Origin of the sequence: Leeuwenhoekiella aestuarii (assembly GCF_004104055.1) — a bacterium.
GTDB lineage: Bacteria > Bacteroidota > Bacteroidia > Flavobacteriales > Flavobacteriaceae > Leeuwenhoekiella > Leeuwenhoekiella aestuarii.
Map to the genome: position 1 here is coordinate 1296569 of NZ_QOVJ01000001.1, position 20759 is coordinate 1317327.

Below are 20759 nucleotides of genomic sequence, written 5' to 3' on the forward strand. Positions count from 1 at the left end.
AAGAATGAATTGAAATAATTTTAATTCATTCTTTTATCAAAATCCTATTTTTCCTATAGGATTAAAATGAAAATAAAATAAAAAAGAAATAAGCTATGCAAAGCTTCAGAACAGAAATAGAGAATCCGGTTGTAGAACGCGACATTATAGAGCTTGAGAAAAAAATCAAACTCTTTAAGGATGGGAAGATAGATGAGGAACGTTTTAGAAGTCTTCGTCTGGCAAGAGGTGTCTACGGGCAACGTCAGGAAGGTGTGCAAATGATACGTATTAAATTGCCTTATGGTAAGGTGACCAGCGATCAGTTATTGCGTATTTCTGATGTTTCTGATGAATATTCACGAGGAAAATTGCATATCACCACGCGTCAGGATATTCAGATTCACTATGTGAGTCTTGACCGTACTCCTGAGTTATGGGCAGAGCTTGAGAAAAGCGATGTAACCCTTCGTGAAGCTTGTGGGAATACTGTGCGTAACGTAACCTCAAGTCCAGATTCAGGGATCAACCCTAACGAAGCTTTTGATGCGACACCTTATGCGCATGCTACGTTTCAGTTTTTTCTACGGAATCCGATTTGTCAGGAAATGGGTAGGAAGTTTAAAATGTCATTTTCTTCAACAGATGATGATTCGGCTTTAGCCTTTATTCATGATTTAGGTTTTATACCGAAACTAAAAGATGGTGAACGTGGCTTCAAAGTAATGCTTGGTGGTGGTTTAGGTTCTCAGCCTAGACATGCAGATACCTTACATGAATTCCTACCGGCAAACCAATTGATTCCACTTATAGAAGGGGTGTTGCGAGTTTTTGATCGTCACGGGGAGCGTTCCAGACGTTTAAAAGCACGTATGAAATTTCTAATCAAGGATATAGGTTTAGAAGGTTTTATGGATTTGGTAGCTGAGGAACGCAAAGCCCTTTCGTATAAAACCTACGAGATAGATGCCACAGCGTTCGAAGGTGAACCTACGTTTCCTTTAGCTGAAGCTCCTGAAACAGAAATCAAGGATCAAAAAGCTTATGATGCATGGAAAGCGACTAATGTCTTTAAACAAAAACAAGAAGGTCTGTATGCTATTGGTATCAAAGTAAGACTGGGTGATTTTTCTACAGAGAAGGCACGTGCATTAGCGGGTTTAATTAAAAAATATGGTGGGGACGAGTTAAGACTTACTCTACGTCAAAATATATTGTTAAGACATATACCGGAAAGGGCATTACCATTTTTCTTTTCACAACTAGCCAACCTAGGTTTTGCCCGCCCGGGATATGAAACAACAACAGATATTACTGCGTGTCCCGGTACAGACACTTGTAACTTAGGGATTGCAAGTAGTACCGGTATCGCAGATAAATTAGAAGATGTCCTAATTGCAGAATACCCTGAATATCTCAATAATAAAGAGATTACCATTAAGATTAGTGGTTGTATGAATGCATGTGGTCAGCATAATATGGCTCATATTGGTTTTCAGGGAATGTCTGTACGTACACCAGAAAAATTGGTTGCTCCAGCATTACAGGTTCTTTTAGGGGGAGGTGTTTTAGGAGACGGTCAAGGCCGTTTTGCAGATAAGGTAATCAAGATACCTAGTAAAAGAGGGCCTCAGGCATTACGTGCAATTCTTGATGATTTTAAAGAGAATGCAGGAGAGCTTGATTTCTTGAGTTATTACGATGAAAAAGGGCAGCGTTATTTTTACGATTTCCTCAAACCACTTTCAGAAACAAATAATTTAGTAGAATCTGATTTTGTGGACTGGGGTAACGATGAGAAATATATTCAAGAAGTAGGAGTAGGTGAGTGTGCAGGTGTTGTAATTGATTTGGTTCAGACTCTATTACTTGAAGCTAAAGATAAATTGGGTAATGCAATTGAAGCTTTTGAAGCAAATCGTTTTGCAGATAGTGTTTATCACACTTATGCAGGATTAGTAAATGGAGCTAAGGCGATATTACTTTCAGAAAATGTAAAAACCAATACTCAGGCAAATATCATTGCTGAGTTTGATAATACTTTTGGAGATCATGATGCACTAAAAGCTGAAACTTCATTTGCCGATCTTGTATACCAGATTCAAAATAATGAGCCTACTAAAGAATTTGCTGAGGCGTATCTTGAAGATGCAAACGCATTTTTTGATCGAGTAGATGCATTCAGAAAAAATCAACTAACACATGCCAATTAACAATCCAAAATTAACAGTAGTAGGAGCAGGGCCGGGAGATGTAGAACTGTTTACATTAAAAGGTATTCGTGCTTTAGAAAATGCAGATGTCGTGTTGTATGATGCTTTGGTTAACCCCGAGTTGTTGGAATATGCCAAACATGCCGAATTGATTTTTGTCGGAAAGCGTAAAGGTTGTTATGCTTACCAGCAGGAACAAATCAACGATTTGATCGTATCACGAGCTCAAAGCCACGGTCACGTGGTACGTTTAAAAGGCGGGGATCCGTTTATTTTTGGACGTGGTGCAGAAGAAATGGAAATCGCTGCCGCAGCCGGACTTGAAGTTGCTGTGGTTCCGGGGATTTCTTCTTCACTTGCAGTGCCCGCGTATCAAAATATACCATTGACCAAACGCGGGAGTTCAGAAAGTTTTTGGGTAATTACCGGTACTACAAAAGAACATAAGTTGTCTAATGATATAAAGCTTGCAGCAAAATCTTCAGCCACTGTAGTAATACTAATGGGGATGAGTAAGCTGGGACAGATTACAAAACTCTTCCGCGAAAGCGGAAAAAAAGATACTCCGGTGGCTATTATACAAAATGGAACAACACCAGAAGAACGCGTTGGTATTGGAACAATAGCCACTATTGAAGATGTCGTTCAAGAGTTAAAACTTACCAACCCATCAATTATTGTGATAGGTGAAGTTGTAAGACATCGCGAGCAATTGCTTAATTTGCAATCAGAAATAGCGCAAAACGCACATTAATGTCTAAAGAAAAAAATACACTTTATCCGATTTTTTTAAAAGTTCGTAACCTGCAAGTTCTAATTGTAGGTGGCGGTAACGTAGCTTTAGAAAAATTGACTTTTTTGACAAAGTCTAGTCCGGATGCTGTTGTAGAAATGGTAGCGCCATTTTTTAGGCCAGAAACATTAGAGTTGGCTAAAAAGTTTAATGTGAAAATTACTAAGAAACGGTTTACGCGTAAAATGCTTAAAAAACGTCACGTAGTTATAGCTACGACAGATAGCCCGGCAGTAAACAAGCGTGTTTATCGAGCCGCCAGAAAGCGCTTTTTACTTTGTAATATAGCTGATGTTCCTGATCTTTGCGATTTTTATATGGGAGGAATTGTCACAAAAGGAAATGTAAAGATTGCTATTTCGACTAATGGAAAATCACCTACTACAGCAAAACGCTTGAGACAATTTTTTGAAGAGGTAATACCTGAAAATATAGACGATCTGGTACAAAACCTTAATGAATATAGAAAGACCATAAAAGGTGATTTTGAAGAAAAAGTTGAAACGCTAAACGAGTTTACAAAAGGATTGATTTCCAAAAGTTAAAATGAAAGTAGAAATGAGCTTTAATCAGCTCAAAGCATAAAGAAGATGATAAAGACAGATATACTCATTATTGGAGCAGGACCTACGGGATTATTTACTGTATTTGAAGCAGGATTGTTAAAGTTGAAATGTCATATTATTGATGCTCTGGCACAGCCTGGCGGACAGTTAGCAGAGATTTATCCGAAAAAGCCTATTTATGATATCCCCGGTTTTCCTGAAGTAGGCGCTGGTGAGTTAGTAGATAATCTATTAGAACAAGGAAAGCAATTTCAACCTGGTTTTACCTTAGGGGAACGTGCGGAAACTATTGAGAAGCAAGAAGACGGAAGTTTTATTGTGACCACTAATAAAGGTACACAGCATCATGCACCGGTAGTTGCAATCGCCGGTGGTTTGGGTAGTTTTGAGCCTCGTAAACCTGTGATCCCTAATATTCACGAGTTTGAAGATAAGGGAGTGGCTTATATGATAAAAGATCCTGAAGTTTACCGTGATAAGAAAGTGGTTATCGCCGGTGGAGGGGATTCTGCTCTAGACTGGAGTATTTATCTAGCTGATATCGCAAAAGAGGTAACACTTATTCACCGTAGAAATGAATTTAGAGGTGCTTTAGATTCTGTTGAAAAAGTGCGTGAATTGAAAATGCTAGGTAAGATCAATTTGGTGACACCAGCAGAAGTTGTGGGGCTTGGAGGCGTAGAAGAGCTTAAAGAAGTTGTCGTTGAGAGAAATGAAGAGCAATTTTCTATTGAAGCTGATGCATTTATTCCATTATTTGGTCTTTCACCTAAATTAGGTCCTATTTCAAACTGGGGACTTGAGATAGAAAAGAATGCTATTAAAGTAGATAATGCTTTAGATTATCAGACTAATATTCCTGGAGTGTTTGCTATAGGTGATGTTAACACATACCCCGGGAAATTAAAATTAATACTTTGTGGTTTTCACGAAGCTACAATGATGTGTCAATCAGCTTATAAAATCATCAATCCCGGTAAACGTTATGTGATGAAATATACGACTGTAAGTGGTATTGACGGCTTTGACGGATCGCGTAAAGAAGCAGAGAAAGCAGTAGTACAAGCTATAGACTAGCTTGCTGTTTTTAGCTTATTTTTTAAGCTCAGAATTGTATTTCGGTTTAATGGCTTGATTAAAAAATCTACAACCTGAGTGTAATTCTGAGCTTTTTCTTTGTCAATAGAACTGGTGCTTGAGGTTACGATTACAACTTGTGTAGAATTTTTATTCTCTTGTAAATTATCTAGAAAAGTCCACCCGTCAATGATGGGCATATTAAGGTCTAAAAATATTATGTCTGGCTTTTGTGCCTCAACATCTAGTAGTGCTGCTTCAGGAAGTGTGTAGTCTACAATATTGTGTGCAAAGTCTGTAACTTCAATCAATTTTTTATTGATGAAATTTGCCATTTTCTGGTCATCTACCAGCATTACTTTTAGAGGCTTATTCATAACCGCCGTCTTTATTAATTGTGATTTTTGCCTCTTCTTCACTTTGTTGCACAACTTTTCTAAAGATAGTGTCTAACTCTAAAGCAGAGATTTTTATTTCGGGCAGCATGGTTTCTTTTAATTCACTGTTATCAAGATGATCAGCAACTTCAATTAAACCTAAAATTCGGGTAAGCGGTTCTCTAAGATTATGTGAGTTAAGTCTGGAGAGATCTAAGAGTTTTTTGTTCTTATTAAGGAGTTCTTCAGTGCGATTATTAATGACGTTCTGTTGATTACTATTTATAGCTTCGATCTCTCTATTCTTCAATTCTATCTGAGCAATAGCATCCTGAAGCGTTTCATTTTTACATTTGAGTTCTTCACTAAGACAGATTTGTCTATACTTTGATGTTATACTGTCTACAAGCATATGCATAATGTCAGAATCCGTGTGATTGAATTTTACATTGTCATCAGAAAGTAGCGATACGCAAATACGATAATCAGGGTATGAGATATACCAACCCCAAAGCACGCCATTTTGCAGATCCAACTCTGACAAATATTCAGGTAGCGAATCTGGCTTTACGGGTTCCGAAAAAGGCGTATGCTTTTCTAAAAGCTCCTTTTCATAATCCAGTATATTCTCAGAATTATTGTGTGCATATATTTTTCCTTTAGAGAAAGTATACCCACTAATAGAATCTTTGTCGAGTAATAAGATTCTAAATGCTCTGAAGTTGAAGAGATACTTGAGGTGTCTATTGGTTATCTCACCCAGCATTTCAATAGAATCTACCTTCCCTAGACTTCCTGAAAATTTAGAAAATGCTTCATAAGTAATACGATATTTTGCTCCGGCTAAATTCAAGAACAAAACTATTAAGCGTGAGCTTCCAGAAGCTCATTGTCTATCCTTATACCAGAAACATCAGCCAGTGTATTGAGCATATTTACAAGGTCTGCTTGAGCCATAAGTTCTTGAATTTCTAGATTGTCAAAGCCTACATCCTTAAGCTTTTCAAAATCAGCATCTGTAATCTGATCTGGTTGTAGCGCGGCTTTTGATACCACTTTAATAGCAGTTCTAAAACTTTCAGGAATAAGGGGGCTTTCCAGATTTTCGGTAACCTTAAAATTAGGGTTATCATTAATCATAGCGCTCATGCTATCTGCGAAAATTCCGTGAGCGTGTGCACAATATTGACAATCTCGTTCTTTCGAAACATTGTAAATGATGAGTTGTTTTAAAACGTTAGGAATACTTCCCATCATTAACGTTGATTTTAATTTTGCCCAGTTACCACCTAATAGTGTGGCGTTAGATCCTTGGCACTTAAACCAATTTAGGACAAACGGTATCTGTAAAGTACGTTTTGTGTCGTCGTAAATCTCCTGAACTTCGGAGGAAGCTTCATTATAATTTACAATTTGAAATCGGGTAGTGTTACTAAAAGTAGAGTTTTGCATATATAGAAGTTTGGGACTGTTAAAATAATAAAATTAATAATTAAAGTTACTTTAAATTTACATATATAAAATTCTGTAAATCAAGTATTTAGATTTGTTTGAAATTTTTAGGTATTTCAAACAAGTATTTTTAACGATAAAACAGTGTCCTATGTCTTATTATTTTAAGAGATAAAATTGGAATATTAGTGCTTTAAATGTTTCATATTTAGACAAGGTTTTGCAATATTTGCAGTTCAGTTCATTCTTTAATGCGGTTATCAAGAAAGGCAGAGGGATTAGACCCGTTGAAGCCTTAGCAACCCTCCTCTTGGAGAAGGTGCTACATTCTACTCGATTTTGAGATAGATAACATAAAAACAAGTCTTTGCGACTTTTCTTTTGCCTTCTTAATAACGTATTTTTGCATACTATTCTCAGAGATATGAGCATGTTTTGCAAGCGTTAAAATGCTGTTTTTAGATAAAGATTATGAGTGAAAATAAAATACATACAGCTTTAAGAAAGCGTATTCTTGTTTTAGATGGTGCAATGGGAACAATGTTGCAACGCTATAAATTTACAGAAGAAGATTTTAGAGGAGAGCGCTTTAAAGATTGGTCAATTCCTGTGCAGGGTAATAACGATATGTTGAGTATTACGCAACCTGAAGCTATTGCAGATGTTCATACTAAATATTTTGCTGCGGGAGCAGATATCGTAGAGACAAATACTTTTAGTGGTACAACCATCGCTATGGCAGATTATGGGATGGAGGAGTTTGTTTACGAGCTTAATTATGAGTCTGCTAAAATAGCAAAAAAGGTAGCCCAAGAATTTACAAAAAAAGAACCCGAAAAGCCACGTTTTGTAGCTGGCGCAATGGGGCCTACTAACAAAACTGCCAGTATGTCTCCAGATGTAAATGATCCTGGTTTTAGAGCGGTTTCTTTTGATGAGTTACGAGCAGCTTACAAGCAACAAGCAGAAGCCTTAATTGATGGTGGTGTAGACATGCTTTTAGTGGAAACTGTTTTTGATACATTGAATGCAAAAGCGGCACTTTTTGCTATTGAAGAACTAAAAGAAGAACGCAATATAGACATCCCTGTGATGGTGAGCGGTACCATTACTGATGCTTCGGGAAGAACCTTATCTGGTCAGACAGCTGAGGCATTTTTGATCTCTGTGGGGCATATGCCTTTACTTTCTGTAGGTTTTAATTGTGCTTTGGGAGCAGAGCAACTAACTCCCTATTTAGAAGTTGTTTCCAGTAGATCAAACTTTGCAGTTTCGGCTTATCCTAACGCAGGATTGCCTAACGCATTTGGTGAATATGATGAGACTGCAGAAGAGATGGCAGCTCAGATAAAAACCTATTTAGATAAAAAGCTGATCAACATCATTGGTGGCTGTTGTGGTACAACTCCAGAACACATCCACGCCATTGCAGAATTAGTGAAAGATTACGAACCAAGGCCATTGCCTGAGCTTAATGAAGCTGAAACAGCGATATAAATCAGAACGATGAGTGTAGAAGCAATAGCTAAAGCAAAAAAAATAAGACCGCTAAAATTGAGTGGCTTAGAGCCGTTAGTAGTTACGCCAGAAAGCAATTTTGTAAACGTAGGAGAACGTACTAATGTGGCTGGATCGCGTAAATTTTTAAGACTCATTAATGAAGAGAAATTTGATGAAGCCTTAGACATTGCACGGGATCAGGTAGAGGGCGGTGCCCAGATCATAGATATTAATATGGACGATGGTCTTATTGATGGTAAAGAGGCGATGGTTACTTTTCTCAATCTCATTGCTGCAGAGCCAGATATTTCTAGAGTACCTATTATGATAGACAGCTCTAAATGGGATATCATAGAGGCAGGTTTGCAGGTTGTACAGGGTAAATGTGTGGTGAACTCCATTAGTTTAAAAGAAGGCGAAGCCGAATTTATTGACCACGCTAAAAAGATAAAACGATACGGAGCTGCTGTTATCGTTATGGCATTTGATGAGGTTGGTCAGGCTGATAATTATGAGCGTCGTCTGGAGATTACAAAACGCAGTTATGATATTCTCGTAAATCAGGTGAAATTCCCACCGGAGGATATCATTTTTGACTTGAATATTTTTCCGGTTGCTACCGGTATGGAAGAGCATCGTCTCAATGCTATAGATTTTATTAGAGCTACAAAATGGGTGAAAGAGAATTTACCCTACGCACATGTAAGTGGCGGAGTAAGTAATGTTTCTTTTAGCTTCCGAGGAAATAATGTGGTGCGTGAAGCGATGCACTCCGTATTTTTATACCACGCTATTAAAGCTGGGATGAATATTGGTATTGTTAACCCAACAATGCTTGAGGTTTATGATGATATTCCTAAAGATTTATTAGAGCACGTAGAAGACGTTATTCTTGATCGTCGCGATGATGCAACAGAGCGATTACTGGATTTTGCCGAAAGTGTAAAAGGTAATGCAAAAGAAAGAACAGTTGACCTGTCTTGGCGAGAAGAACCTTTACAAGATAGAATTACACGAGCTTTAGTTAAAGGTATTGATGCTTATATTTTAGAAGATGTAGAAGAGGCAAGATTAGCTTCAGAAAAGCCATTACACGTGATTGAAGGTCATCTAATGACTGGGATGAACGTGGTGGGTGATCTTTTTGGAGATGGAAAAATGTTCCTTCCACAGGTTGTAAAATCGGCACGGGTGATGAAAAAAGCAGTTGCTTATTTATTGCCATATATAGAAGAAGAAAAACTGAAAAACCCACCGCCGGCGTCGGAAAAGGCAAAATCCAATCTTGTCCTAATGGCTACCGTAAAAGGAGATGTACACGATATTGGTAAAAATATTGTGAGTGTGGTTTTGGCGTGTAACAACTATGAGATCATAGATATGGGAGTTATGGTTCCTCCAGAAAAAATTATCGCCACCGCCAAAGAACGCAACGTTGATATTATAGGTCTCAGCGGGCTCATAACTCCTTCTCTTGATGAGATGGTTTTTCTAGCTAAAGAAATGAAGCGTCAAGATTTCACCGTTCCATTGCTTATAGGCGGTGCAACCACGAGTAAGGCACATACAGCAGTTAAAATTGATCCTGAATATCCGGAAGCAGTTGTTCATGTAAATGATGCATCTAGGGCGGTAACGGTTGTTGGAGACCTTCTCAATCCTGATTCAAGATTAAAATATAAAGCAGATATTAAAGAAGATTATGCTTTGTTTAGAGAACGCTTTTTAACACGAGGAAAGAAACGTGATTTCTTAACTGTGGCTCAAGCACGTGAGAATAAATGGAAGTTAGATTGGGATAATTTTGAAGCGTTTAAACCTAAAGAATTAGGAGTTCAGGTTATTGAAGAATTTGATCTGAATAAACTTGTTGATTATATAGATTGGTCACCGTTTTTCCGCAGTTGGGATTTACACGGTAAGTATCCAGATATATTAGAGGATGATGTAGTAGGCGAGCAAGCACGTGAATTATTTGCTGATGCTAAAGAGATTTTGAAAAAGATTTTAGATGAAAAATTATTGACCGCAAAAGCGATTTTTGGACTCTTTGAAGCCAATACAGTAAACGACGATGACATCGAGATCATTACTTCAGGTTTAGAAAATAAAACTGAAAAGTTCATTTTTAGAACGCTGCGTCAACAAAGCAAAAAAGCATCGGGAAAGCCCAATATTGCATTAGCAGATTTTATAGCTCCTAAAGAAAGTGGGAAGCAAGATTATATGGGGTGCTTCTGTGTGACAGCAGGTTTTGGTACCCAAGAGTTAGCAGCAAAATATGAAGCAGATCACGACGATTACAACAGCATTATGGTTAAAGCACTCGCAGATCGTTTTGCAGAAGCATTTGCTGAGTATTTACACGAGCTTGTTAGAAAAGAATACTGGGGCTATGCAAACGATGAATCGCTAAGTAATCTAGAATTGATCAAAGAAGAATATAAGGGAATAAGGCCTGCACCGGGATATCCTGCGTGTCCAGACCATTTAGAAAAAATAACCATTTGGGATGTACTTGACGTTGAGGGAAAAATAGGTGTAAAGCTTACCGAAAGTTTAGCCATGTGGCCGGCCGCTTCGGTAAGTGGGTATTATTTTGCTAATCCTGATGCGCGTTATTTCGGCCTCGGAAAAATCAAAATGGATCAGGTGATCGATTTTGCAGATCGTAAAGGAATAGAAGTACGCATGGCTGAAAAATGGTTGAATCCTAATATTTCTGACCAATAAAAGTAAACCACTAAGACAACCAAAAATTAAAATCTGCAAGAGCAGTTAGCTAAGCAGGTAACCTACTTATGAAAATTACAGATCACATAAAACAAGCAAACGGTAAGACTTTATTTTCTTTTGAACTGATTCCGCCTAGAAAAGGGAAAAGTATTCAGGAGTTGTATAACAATATTGACCCTTTGATGGAATTTAAACCTCCGTTTATTGATGTTACTACATCGCGAGAGGAATTTGTTTACATAGAAAAAGATGGGTTGTTAGATAAAAAAGTAACCCGGATGAGACCAGGAACTATAGGTATTTGTGCTTCTATAAAGCATAAGTATGATGTAGATACGGTTCCTCACGTATTGTGTGGTGGTTTTACTAAGGAAGAAACCGAATATATGCTTGTAGACTGCCATTATTTGGGTATTCATAATCTGATGGCTTTGAGAGGTGATGCTATGCGAGAAGAGCAGTACTTTAAGCCTACTCCCGGAGGTCACGAATATGCTTTAGGTCTTGTAGAACAGGTGGTTGAGATGAATAAAGGGCATTATTTAAATGGTATGGTAGAGACCTCAGATTGTTCAGATTTTTGTATAGGTGTTGCCGGCTATCCTGAAAAACATTTAGAAGCTCCATCTTTAAAAACAGACTTAAAACGCCTGATTCAAAAAGTTGAGGCTGGTGCAGACTATGTTGTAACTCAAATGTTTTTTGACAATAAAAAGTATTTTGAGTTTGTTGATTTAGTCCGTGCAGAAGGGATTGATATTCCTATTATTCCGGGAATAAAGCCTATTGCTGTTAAGCGCCATTTACAATTGTTACCACAGGTTTTTAAAATAGATCTTCCGCAAGAACTGATAGAATCTGTAGAGTCGTGTAAAAGTAATGCAGATGTTCGTCAGGTCGGGATCGAGTGGGCAATTCAACAATCTAAAGAACTTATGGAAGGCGGTGCGCCGGTATTGCATTATTATTCTATGGGCAAAAGTGATAATGTAAAAGCAATAGCATCTGAGCTTTTTTAACAAGTCTATTACTGATAATATTTGATACATTTGCCGGACACCCTATTTTGAATGAAGTATAGAATTCTTATTGCCCTGTTTACTGTAGGTTTTGCTTATGGTCAGGAGACCGAGGTTAAGCCTTATAGCTTTGATGTTAATTATACTTACGGAAGTATTCTGGAGCATAATAAAGATATCTCCCACCTTATTACGGGACATCCCACAGGAGTGATTCTATCTTATAATCGAATGACTTATGGTTTTAATGATTGGGAAGCACGCTATAATTATCCGGATTACGGATTTTCATTCGTAACTCAAAACCAGAAAAACCCAAACTTAGGTGAGAATTATGGGCTGTATGGGCATTTTAACTTTTATGCGCTCAACAGGCATTTGATGGTGCGCATTGCTCAAGGTGTTGCGTTTACAACAAAACCTTTTGATCTAGATAAGAACTTTAGGAACAACGCTTATGGCTCTACTTTATTGAGCTCTACCTATATAATGGTAAATTATAAGCAGCCTAATATAATAGATAAAATAGGTTTGCAGGCAGGGATTTCTTTAGTGCATTATTCTAATGCAAATGTGCGAGCCCCCAATGCCAGTACAAACTCGTTTACCTTCAATTTAGGGTTGAATTATCAACTGGATGATGAGGAGTTTCCCGAATACATCCCAAAGGTTAAAAGCCGATATACAGAACCTATCAAATGGAATCTCGTTTTAAGAACAGGAGTTAATGAAAGTGATTTTATAGGTTTAGGACAAAAAACATTTTTAATAGTTTCTTCATTTTTAGACAAGCGCATTTCCCATAAAAGCAGCCTGCAGGTAGGAGCTGATTTATTTTTAAGTCCGTTTTTAAAAGATCAGATCGAATATGAATCTATTGCATTTGCCAATCAGTACGGTACTACTGGAGATGAAGATTGGAAACGGGCCGGTGTATTCGTGGGACACGAGCTACACTTCAATAAAAATGCTTTTGTAACCCAATTTGGGTATTACGCATATTACGACTATGATTTTGAAGGTCGTGTGTATTTTAGAGGTGGTTTAAAACGTTATTTTTCAGAAAGTATTTTCGGTGCTATTACCCTAAAATCTCACGGGGCAAAAGCCGAAGCAGTAGAGTTTGGTATAGGTATTAGGCTTTAATAATAGACAGTCCATTTTTTAAATTCTTTTGATTTAAAGCCTTCTAGTAAATGGGTGAACTCCTTTGGGAGAGCCTTTTTAGTCTTAATAAGCAAAATATTATTCTTATCACGGAGCAAGCTTTTTAAACGCTGTGCTTGACCTTCTTCATTAAGGGGTAAATAACTTTTTTTCCACGCATCTGTTTTCTCAAAACGAGTATCCCGTTTCGCTTCAAAATTAGTGTCATAAATTGTGATGACGCGCTCGTTGAGATAGAATGGTGCAGATGATAATAGGTTGTCGTAAATAAGTACTTTATAATCAGCATCACCGCGTTCTGCTTTTATAAACTCATATTGAGGTTTAGGCGAATTAATTGCAAAACTATTTGCTGCACTAAAAGATGAATGAATTATAACCACAAAACAGTATGCCAGCGTGCTCAGCAAAAGTATTTTCCATCTAAATTCTATAATAGATTTGTAAAATAAATAATAAGCTATGCCTATGGCTGATATCAATAGGATCAGGGCAAGCCAAATGTTGAATGTGACTATTGGTATCGCAATTAATGCAATTATTATAAAAAACAGTAAAACATAGGCAACTTTAAAAGCATTCAAGTAAATCTTCTCTGAAGTTTGAGAATACTGTATAAATACACTACCAAAAAATACCGCTAATACCGGAAATACTGGTAAAATATAAAGGATGAGTTTTGATGAAAAAAGTGAGAAAGCAACTAAAATAGCTAAGGCTGCATACCCACAAGTTTTGGTAGCCCGATCAAAAGAAATACTATTTTTCTGCTTAACTAAATTCAGTATTATAGGTACAAACCACGGTAAGCAAAGTAGCGGGGCAAAAACCAAATAAAACCAGAACGGCTTTGCCCGGTGAAAGGTTTCTGCATGAACGCTACGAGCTATAATTTGTTCCTGAATAAAATAATCCCACAAAGCTGGTTTTTCAGCAACGATCGCTGCGAACCAAGATCCCGAAATAGCTAATAACAAGATCAAGCCAAGAATGCTATGAGTATCCAATTTTGGTTTTTCTCTATAAATAATTTTATAGCATAAAATGAATAGCGCTGTTGGTAAAAAAGCAACCGGACCTTTAGTAAGAAATCCTAGTCCGAGTGCTATATAGAAAAGGTATAAGTATGCTTTTTTATTATTGATCTTAACCTGAAGCCACAAATAAATACTCCAGATGATAAAGGTTACTAAATAAGCATCTGTGGTTAAATTTCGGGCTGCTATTAGTGCGATAGGGAATGAAAAGTAGATGAGTGCAGCAGCGATAGCGATCTTCTCATCTTTAAACCAAAGTTTGCCAATTTTAAAAATCAGTAATAATTGCAGCATGAGAGCCAAACTCATAAAAAAGCGTGCGCCAAACTCATTAAAACCAAAAATCTTATACCCAATAGCTGTAATTGCATAGGTGATTGGTGGTTTGTGATAATGACCAATATCTAGCAAAGAAGGATGAATAAAATCATTACTAAGGGCCATCTCGCGACCTATTTCGGCATAGCGTGCCTCGCTGCTTTCGGTTAGTCCCCAACTGCCTTGTCCCAGATTTAAAATCGTAAAAAGGAAGAGAAGAACTAGGTAGAATTTTTTTGTCAAAGCTTGATTTTAAAAATGACAAAGTTCTAACTTAAAATACGTATCCTAAAAATTATCTGCTCAATTTCATTTAATATTAATAGCAAGTCATATATACAGTGGTCATTCTGTTTCTTTTTGCCGTAATTTGCCTAAAAATTATTGCTTTCATGCGTAGCCTTGTTTTAGTACTCTTTGTCATCTTTATTTCATGTAATTCAGAAAATGCACCAGACTGTTTTCAAACTTCTGGTGATACCGTTGAGGTAGAATATCAATTAGAAGAGTTTACTAAACTTCGTGCAGAGACCGATGTGATTGTCTATATCAAGCAAGGTGATGAATATAAGGCTACATTGCGCACTGGTGAGAATTTGCTTTCAGAAGCCTTGATCGAAGTTCAGGATGGGGTTTTAGTGCTTCGTAATGATACACGTTGTAACCTCTTGAGAGAATATGGCAACTTTGAAGTTTTTGTTACCGTGCCTAACCTTACTGAGATTCGTCACAATTCTGCTCGCGAGATCTACAGTGATGGCACTTTGGTTTTTCCCGATTTGTATTTAGTGAGTAATACTTCAATTAATCTAGATGTCATTCTTAGAAAAACAGGAGAATTTCATTTGGATCTTGATACCGAAAACCTCAGGATAGATGCCAATGGTAAAAGTGTTTTTTATATGACTGGTGAAGCAGAAAATATGAAGCTTGGCTTTCAGAATGAGAATCCCCGCTTTGAAGGAAGGGATTTTGTAGTTCAAAATATTGATATATATCACAGAGCTCCTAACAAAATGATTATAAATCCACAGCAGAGTTTAACGGGGGTAATTACCGGTACCGGAGATGTTATTGCAGTAAATCGGCCTCCGGTGGTTGATGTAGAAGAGCGTTATACCGGTCGTCTAATTTTTGAGGAATAAAAAGACTTATGAAGCACTTTTTACCCGTATTACTAATTTTATCTTTTTTAAATCTTACAGCTCAGGAAACTGATTTTACTGAAGAAAAAAAGCCAATTTCTTTAGATGCCTCTTTTTTCTACGGAAGCATCCTTGAGCATAACCCGGATATTAATCATTTAATAACAGGCCACCCTACCGGATTCTTGTTGAGTTACAACCGCAAAACTTATGGATTTAATGAGTGGGAGCGACGTTATAATTATCCTGATTGGGGTTTTTCGATGGCTTATCAAAATTTGCATAACGAGTATCTAGGTGAAAATATAAGTTTCTACGGGCATTTTAATTTTTACTTTTTAAACCGAAATGCTTACTTCCGGATTGGTCAAGGTTTTGCAGTTGCTGGTAGTCCGTATGATGCAGAAACCAATTACCAGAACAATGCTTACGGTACAAAATTGTTAAGTTCTACATACATTGCTTTGCAATACAACAAGCAAAATCTTTATAAAGGTTTTGGCCTTAATGCCGGTTTTACGATCATACATTACAGTAATGCAAACCTTCGGGCTCCTAACAACAGTACCAATACGTTTGCATTTAATGTGGGAGCTAATTACAATCTGGATTATAAAGACATGCCAGATTTTATTCCGGAAGGAGAACGCACAAAATACACGGAGCCTATTCATTATAATCTGGTTCTGCGAGGAGGTGTTAATGAGAGTGATATCGTTGGTCAGGGGCAGTTTCCCTTTCTTGTAGTTTCTGCTTTTGCAGACAAGCGTATCAATCACAAGAGCACCTTAGTTGCCGGTACAGATGTGTTTTTTGCTTACTTCTTTAAAGAATTGATTAAGCTTCAGGCAGCTTCTTTTCCAGAGTTAGGGGTTAGCGGAGATGAAGATTGGAAACGTGTGGGGCTTTTTATAGGTCACGAGTTGCGGTTTAATAAGATTGCTTTTGTTTCTCATTTAGGGTATTATATATATTATCCCTATGAATTTGAAAACCGACTCTATAATCGCCTGGGTTTAAAGCGCTATTTTACAGATGATATCTTTGCTTCGGTAACGGTAAAAGCCCACGGAGCTAAGGCAGAAGGCGTAGAGTTTAGTGTGGGATATCGTTTTTAGGCAATTCTAAAAAGCAAAAAATCAGCGGCGGAAAATGCAACTATTCCTTTTAAAGATATAGTTTAGTTTTATTCCGCACGTTTTCACATCTTTGTAGCTGTTTTTATGGTAAGAAATCTAGTTCTTTTGGCGTTTGCCGTTTGGGTTACCGGTTGCAAAGATATTGAGACTAAGAAAGTGTCTTCTGATACTTTCCTAAAGGAAGAACTCAAGAATCTCAATATGAATGAAGTTGAAGAATATCCATCTTTTGCTTCGTGCGATTCAATTAAGGGACAAGATGCGATATACGAATGCTTCAAAACCGAACTCGCACTTAATTTTCAGCGCCAGCTTTCTACGAAAACGATTATTGTAGAATCTGAATTGAACGACACGATCTGGTTGTATCTGAGTATTTCTGACTTGGGTGACCTCAAGATCGAGCAAGCAGAAATCCCTGACACAATCGCTAAACAATTACCACAGTTAGAAGGTTGGCTAAAAGATAGTTTAGATTCTTTGCCAAAAATCTACCCGGCACACAAACGTGGGATTCCTGTAAAAACAATGTTTAAAATGCCAGTGGTTATTAAGGTAGATTAGCTATTTGTTAAACACTCTGCCTTTCCATTCAAATTTACCAAACTGACTTGCTAGCGCTATATATACAGTAAAAATAGGGTAGGTCACAGCTACAAGAGGAAAGTAAATCAAACTCTTTTTTTGGTTAAAAAGTGATGCAGTTTGCCATATTAATAGAAAATCAACAGCTATTTTTAGTAGTATTAGCGGCCATATTTCGGGATAAAAAATAACTAAAAATAGAGAAGCATTGCCTAGTAAAACTAATAACGAGATAAGTACTGCAAACCAACTTGTATATGCAGATGCTTTTGCAGCCCAGCGTTTGCGTTGCTCTATCAGGCTTTTCCAGTTAGGCTGTGTTTGAGTGAGTACAAGTGCTTCAGATGTTTTGAGATAGTGTACTTTTTCAGGTATTTCTTTTATGAATTTTTGCATTAAAAAGACATCATCACCACTGGCTAAATGATCCGTTTGCGCGTATCCATTCAATATTAAAAATTCTGTTTTAGAGAAAGCAAGATTAGCACCATTACACATAAATGCTTGCAGGAGTCCGAAACTTCCTATTGTAGCTCCCTGTAAACTTAAAAAGTCAAGTTGCTGAAATCTATCCAGGAATCCTGCAGATGTAAAAAATGAAACCGGGCCGGCGATAAATTTACTATCCTCGGCTCTAATTTTTTGATCGTAATGCTGTAACCACAAATCCGGTAGTTTACAATCTGCATCTGTTGTGATTATCCACTCAAATTGTGCAGTGTTGATTCCTTTAGTTAATGCATCTTTTTTGGGAGAGGCCGAAAAGCGTTCGTTTTCTAAAACTATAATAGATACTTCGGCTTGCTGTTTAAACGCTTCAATTAGAGCCACAGATGCATCGGTTGAAGCATCGTCAATGAGTATGATTTCAAAATACGACTTTGGATAATTTAAATTTGAAAGTGATTCGAGTAACGTGTTGAGGTTCTCAGCTTCGTTTCTAAACGGAATAATTATCGAAAATGAAGTAAGATGAGTAGAAGCAGATTTAAGTTTATCAGTTTTCAAACGTTTAAAGCCAAAGCACAAAAACACAATAAGAAGAGCGTAGAGTATTAAGATGGCAGAGATGAGGATCACGCTTATTATGTTTAGCTTTGTGGCAGCTTCAAAGATGTAAAAAAAATAGCGCTTGAAATCAGAAAAAATCATTTTAGGGATCGACCCGGGAACCACAATTATGGGGTTTGGCCTCATTAAAGTGGTGAATAAGAATATGGAGTTTATTCAGATGAATGAACTGCTGCTCAAAAAATATGATGATCCTTACGTAAAACTGAAACTTATTTTTGAACGCACTATAGAACTTATAGATACCTATCATCCCGATGAGATGGCGCTCGAAGCACCTTTTTTTGGTAAAAATGTACAATCTATGCTTAAGTTAGGAAGGGCGCAGGGTGTGGCGATGGCTGCAGGTTTATCCCGACAAATTCCTGTGACGGAGTATCTTCCTAAAAAAATAAAAATGGCAATTACCGGAAACGGTAACGCCAGTAAAGAGCAGGTCGCAAAAATGCTACAAAGTCTTCTCGGCCTTAAAACGCTTCCTAAAAATCTGGATAGTACAGATGGTCTCGCAGCTGCGGTTTGTCATCACTTCAATGCCGGTCGTGTTGAAACCGGTAAAAGCTATACCGGCTGGGATGCTTTTGTAAAGCAGAACGAGAAACGCGTAAAAAAATAGCTTTTTCAATTTAAAAATAATGTCTGGACTCTATATTCACATTCCTTTTTGCAAGCAGGCATGTCATTATTGTGACTTTCATTTTTCAACATCGTTGAAGAAAAAGAGCACATTGGTTGATGCATTATGCCAGGAAATGATTCTGCGTAAAGATGAAATCCCCGGTTCATTACAAACCATTTATTTTGGAGGAGGAACTCCCAGTTTATTAGAAGCTGAAGAGTTGGAGCATATTTTTAAAACTATTGATGCTCATTTTAAAATAAACGCTAATGCTGAAATCACGCTTGAAGCTAACCCAGATGATTTAAATGAAGCTAAACTGAAAATGCTTGCAGCATCTCGAATCAATAGGTTGAGTATAGGTGTGCAGTCTTTTTTTGAAGAAGACCTAAAGTTGATGAACCGCGCACATAATGCAACAGAAGCAGTGCAATGTTTAGAGTTGGCTAAACGCTATTTTGATAATATCTCTATTGATATGATCTATGGGATGCCCGATATGAGTGATGCACGCTGGCATGAAAACTTAGATAAAGCGCTGGCACTTAATATTCCACATATATCGAGTTACGCCTTGACGGTAGAGCCCAATACTGCTTTGCAGAAATTTATTGAAAAGGGTGTGGTGAAACCTGTTGATGATGCAGTGGCACAACGTCATTTTGAGATATTGATAGAACGGATGCAAAAAGCCGGTTTTGAGAATTATGAGTTTTCAAACTTTGGCAAACCGGGCTATTATTCACAAAACAATACAGCTTATTGGACGGGCAGATCTTATTTAGGAATTGGTCCTTCAGCGCACAGTTATGACGGTGCTACTCGCAGTTGGAACATCAATAACAATCCTAAGTATATTAAAGCGATACAATCTGGAGAACTACCCATTGAGCGTGAAACACTTTCAGTAACGGACAAATACAATGAATATGTGATGACTGGGCTACGCACGATCTGGGGGATCTCACTAATAAAGATCGAAGAGTCTTTCGGTTTAAAATATAAAGAATATGTACTACAACAGGCTCAGAAACATATTCAAGCGCATTTGTTGTATTTAGATCAAGACCGGATTTTGGTCACTCAAAAAGGTAAGTTTTTAAGCGACGGCCTTGCAAGCGATTTATTTTTAATCAATCTTTCGTGATATTTCTGCTGTAACATTTTGGCGAATTTCTTAACTTATCAAAGTAGATAACCAGCCAGAACCAAAGCATGCGAGCAAAAATAACGATCAATTCTCAAGACTATACAGTAGATTTTACAAAACCATTAGATATAAGTATTCCCATCGTTAGCAGTGCTAAAAACCCTGTGGCGTGGTATCTAGATGCTCCTAATATAGAACCCGTGAAAGTAGGTAGATGGGTGGCAGCTGTAGCGCAGGGTTCTGTGGTAAATTTTAATAATGTACAGTTTAATCCGCACGCTCACGGTACACATACTGAATGCGCCGGTCATATTACCGAAAAAATTTATAGTGTCAATGAGCATCTCAAAACCTTTATGTTTTCTGCGGAAGTGATCACGTTGGTACCAGAGTCGTATGCTGATGATTTAGTCTTTACTAAAAAGCAGGCGCAGAAAGCATTGGGAGCCAAACGCCCTGAAGCCATAGTAATACGTACCCTTCCTAATACAACAAGTAAAAAAAGTAGAAATTGGTCACACACAAACTGGCCGTATTTACTTGAAGAAGTTGCTGTATTTTTTCGCGAATGCGGTATTAAACATTTGCTTATAGACCTCCCCAGCGTAGATCGTGAGAGTGATGATGGTGTTTTAGCCAGTCATAATGCCTTTTGGGATACCAAGGGTAAATTGCGATTAGATGCCACTATAACCGAAATGATTTTTGTACCACACACTGTAAAAGATGGGTCGTATTTACTGAATTTGCAAATCGCTTCTTTTGAAAATGATGCGAGCCCTAGTAAGCCAGTACTTTATGCTTTAGAAAGTTAAG

19 protein-coding genes and 1 riboswitch are annotated in these 20759 nt (G+C 37.4%); of the genes, 14 read left to right on the forward strand and 5 right to left on the reverse strand.

Going from position 1 to position 20759, the window contains the following annotated elements; all coding sequences use genetic code 11:
- Positions 1–95 precede the first annotated feature (95 nt).
- Genes DSM03_RS05705 through DSM03_RS05720 form a run of 4 tightly spaced genes read left to right on the forward strand, consistent with a single transcriptional unit; the run spans position 96 to position 4628 of the window.
- On the forward strand, positions 96–2192 hold the full coding sequence (locus tag DSM03_RS05705; RefSeq protein ID WP_128760023.1) for a nitrite/sulfite reductase: 2097 nt from the start codon (positions 96–98) through the stop codon (positions 2190–2192).
- Complete coding sequence (gene cobA / locus DSM03_RS05710) at positions 2182–2946, forward strand: uroporphyrinogen-III C-methyltransferase (RefSeq protein ID WP_128760024.1); 765 nt, start codon at positions 2182–2184, stop codon at positions 2944–2946. Before DSM03_RS05705 ends, cobA begins: the two co-directional genes overlap by 11 nt.
- Positions 2946–3530, forward strand: a complete 585-nt coding sequence (locus DSM03_RS05715; RefSeq protein ID WP_128760025.1) for a precorrin-2 dehydrogenase/sirohydrochlorin ferrochelatase family protein — start codon at positions 2946–2948, stop codon at positions 3528–3530. The genes cobA and DSM03_RS05715 overlap by 1 nt, the downstream gene beginning before the upstream one ends.
- Positions 3531–3575: 45 nt before the next feature.
- A complete protein-coding gene (locus tag DSM03_RS05720) occupies positions 3576–4628 on the forward strand; it encodes an NAD(P)/FAD-dependent oxidoreductase (protein WP_128760026.1) in 1053 nt (350 codons plus the stop codon).
- Here the strand turns inward: DSM03_RS05720 and DSM03_RS05725 are convergent.
- From DSM03_RS05725 to DSM03_RS19340, 3 genes are read right to left on the reverse strand one after another with little or no spacing between them, the layout of a single operon-like run.
- Positions 4625–5005, reverse strand: a complete 381-nt coding sequence (locus DSM03_RS05725) for a response regulator (protein ID WP_128760027.1) — start codon at positions 5003–5005, stop codon at positions 4625–4627. The genes DSM03_RS05720 and DSM03_RS05725 overlap by 4 nt on opposite strands.
- Positions 4998–5858 (reverse strand): HAMP domain-containing histidine kinase, encoded by an 861-nt coding sequence (locus tag DSM03_RS05730; RefSeq protein WP_128760028.1) that lies wholly within the window; start codon positions 5856–5858, stop codon positions 4998–5000. Before DSM03_RS05730 ends, DSM03_RS05725 begins: the two co-directional genes overlap by 8 nt.
- Before the next feature lie 11 nt (positions 5859–5869).
- Positions 5870–6457, reverse strand: coding sequence for a carboxymuconolactone decarboxylase family protein (locus DSM03_RS19340; RefSeq protein WP_128760029.1), 588 nt, complete (start codon positions 6455–6457; stop codon positions 5870–5872).
- Between the two features lie 254 nt (positions 6458–6711).
- A riboswitch (SAM riboswitch) is annotated at positions 6712–6812 on the forward strand.
- 116 nt (positions 6813–6928) lie between these two features.
- Between DSM03_RS19340 and DSM03_RS05740 the strand changes: the two genes are divergently transcribed.
- From DSM03_RS05740 to DSM03_RS05755, 4 genes are all read left to right on the forward strand, one after another.
- A complete protein-coding gene (locus DSM03_RS05740; RefSeq protein WP_201740406.1) occupies positions 6929–7954 on the forward strand; it encodes a homocysteine S-methyltransferase family protein in 1026 nt (341 codons plus the stop codon).
- 9 nt (positions 7955–7963) lie between these two features.
- Entirely contained in the window at positions 7964–10690 is a 2727-nt protein-coding gene (gene metH, locus DSM03_RS05745) for a methionine synthase (protein ID WP_128760031.1), read from the forward strand.
- Between the two features lie 68 nt (positions 10691–10758).
- Positions 10759–11712: a methylenetetrahydrofolate reductase [NAD(P)H] gene (gene metF, locus DSM03_RS05750; RefSeq protein WP_128760032.1), complete on the forward strand. Its 954-nt coding sequence runs from the start codon at positions 10759–10761 to the stop codon at positions 11710–11712.
- A 51-nt stretch (positions 11713–11763) separates the two neighbouring features.
- On the forward strand, positions 11764–12858 hold the full coding sequence (locus tag DSM03_RS05755) for an acyloxyacyl hydrolase (protein WP_128760033.1): 1095 nt from the start codon (positions 11764–11766) through the stop codon (positions 12856–12858).
- Here the strand turns inward: DSM03_RS05755 and DSM03_RS05760 are convergent.
- On the reverse strand, positions 12855–14477 hold the full coding sequence (locus DSM03_RS05760; protein ID WP_128760034.1) for an ArnT family glycosyltransferase: 1623 nt from the start codon (positions 14475–14477) through the stop codon (positions 12855–12857). The two genes, DSM03_RS05755 and DSM03_RS05760, sit on opposite strands and share 4 nt — an antisense overlap.
- Before the next feature lie 149 nt (positions 14478–14626).
- Between DSM03_RS05760 and DSM03_RS05765 the strand changes: the two genes are divergently transcribed.
- The 3 genes from DSM03_RS05765 to DSM03_RS05775 all read left to right on the forward strand — a co-directional run bounded on the left by DSM03_RS05765 (position 14627) and on the right by DSM03_RS05775 (position 17082).
- Entirely contained in the window at positions 14627–15379 is a 753-nt protein-coding gene (locus DSM03_RS05765; RefSeq protein ID WP_128760035.1) for a head GIN domain-containing protein, read from the forward strand.
- Positions 15380–15387: 8 nt separating this feature from the next.
- The gene (locus DSM03_RS05770; RefSeq protein WP_128760036.1) at positions 15388–16497 is read left to right on the forward strand and encodes an acyloxyacyl hydrolase; all 1110 of its coding nucleotides are present in this window, start codon (positions 15388–15390) and stop codon (positions 16495–16497) included.
- A 126-nt stretch (positions 16498–16623) separates the two neighbouring features.
- Positions 16624–17082 carry a hypothetical protein gene (locus DSM03_RS05775; RefSeq protein ID WP_128760037.1) on the forward strand — a complete coding sequence of 153 codons (459 nt, stop codon included), beginning with the start codon at positions 16624–16626 and terminating at the stop codon, positions 17080–17082.
- Here the strand turns inward: DSM03_RS05775 and DSM03_RS05780 are convergent, their stop codons facing one another.
- Complete coding sequence (locus DSM03_RS05780; RefSeq protein WP_236638720.1) at positions 17083–18111, reverse strand: glycosyltransferase family 2 protein; 1029 nt, start codon at positions 18109–18111, stop codon at positions 17083–17085.
- A 124-nt stretch (positions 18112–18235) separates the two neighbouring features.
- Here DSM03_RS05780 and ruvC point away from each other — a divergent pair, with 124 nt between their 5' ends.
- From ruvC to DSM03_RS05795, 3 genes are all read left to right on the forward strand, one after another.
- Positions 18236–18790, forward strand: a complete 555-nt coding sequence (gene ruvC, locus DSM03_RS05785) for a crossover junction endodeoxyribonuclease RuvC (RefSeq protein WP_128760039.1) — start codon at positions 18236–18238, stop codon at positions 18788–18790.
- 19 nt (positions 18791–18809) lie between these two features.
- Complete coding sequence (hemW, locus tag DSM03_RS05790) at positions 18810–19940, forward strand: radical SAM family heme chaperone HemW (RefSeq protein WP_128760040.1); 1131 nt, start codon at positions 18810–18812, stop codon at positions 19938–19940.
- A 68-nt stretch (positions 19941–20008) separates the two neighbouring features.
- Complete coding sequence (locus DSM03_RS05795; protein ID WP_128760041.1) at positions 20009–20758, forward strand: cyclase family protein; 750 nt, start codon at positions 20009–20011, stop codon at positions 20756–20758.
- Position 20759 lies beyond the last annotated feature (1 nt).

Excerpts from the sequence above, each read along its gene's own strand:
- DSM03_RS05705 (WP_128760023.1), top strand. The coding sequence starts at position 96 with ATGCAAAGCTTCAGAACAGAAATAGAGAATCCGGTTGTAGAACGCGAC.
- cobA (WP_128760024.1), top strand. The coding sequence starts at position 2,182 with ATGCCAATTAACAATCCAAAATTAACAGTAGTAGGAGCAGGGCCGGGA.
- DSM03_RS05715 (WP_128760025.1), top strand. The coding sequence starts at position 2,946 with ATGTCTAAAGAAAAAAATACACTTTATCCGATTTTTTTAAAAGTTCGT.
- DSM03_RS05720 (WP_128760026.1), top strand. The coding sequence starts at position 3,576 with ATGATAAAGACAGATATACTCATTATTGGAGCAGGACCTACGGGATTA.
- DSM03_RS05725 (WP_128760027.1), bottom strand. The coding sequence starts at position 5,005 with ATGAATAAGCCTCTAAAAGTAATGCTGGTAGATGACCAGAAAATGGCA.
- DSM03_RS19340 (WP_128760029.1), bottom strand. The coding sequence starts at position 6,457 with ATGCAAAACTCTACTTTTAGTAACACTACCCGATTTCAAATTGTAAAT.
- DSM03_RS05740 (WP_201740406.1), top strand. The coding sequence starts at position 6,929 with ATGAGTGAAAATAAAATACATACAGCTTTAAGAAAGCGTATTCTTGTT.
- metH (WP_128760031.1), top strand. The coding sequence starts at position 7,964 with ATGAGTGTAGAAGCAATAGCTAAAGCAAAAAAAATAAGACCGCTAAAA.
- metF (WP_128760032.1), top strand. The coding sequence starts at position 10,759 with ATGAAAATTACAGATCACATAAAACAAGCAAACGGTAAGACTTTATTT.
- DSM03_RS05755 (WP_128760033.1), top strand. The coding sequence starts at position 11,764 with ATGAAGTATAGAATTCTTATTGCCCTGTTTACTGTAGGTTTTGCTTAT.
- DSM03_RS05765 (WP_128760035.1), top strand. The coding sequence starts at position 14,627 with ATGCGTAGCCTTGTTTTAGTACTCTTTGTCATCTTTATTTCATGTAAT.
- DSM03_RS05770 (WP_128760036.1), top strand. The coding sequence starts at position 15,388 with ATGAAGCACTTTTTACCCGTATTACTAATTTTATCTTTTTTAAATCTT.
- hemW (WP_128760040.1), top strand. The coding sequence starts at position 18,810 with ATGTCTGGACTCTATATTCACATTCCTTTTTGCAAGCAGGCATGTCAT.
- DSM03_RS05795 (WP_128760041.1), top strand. The coding sequence starts at position 20,009 with ATGCGAGCAAAAATAACGATCAATTCTCAAGACTATACAGTAGATTTT.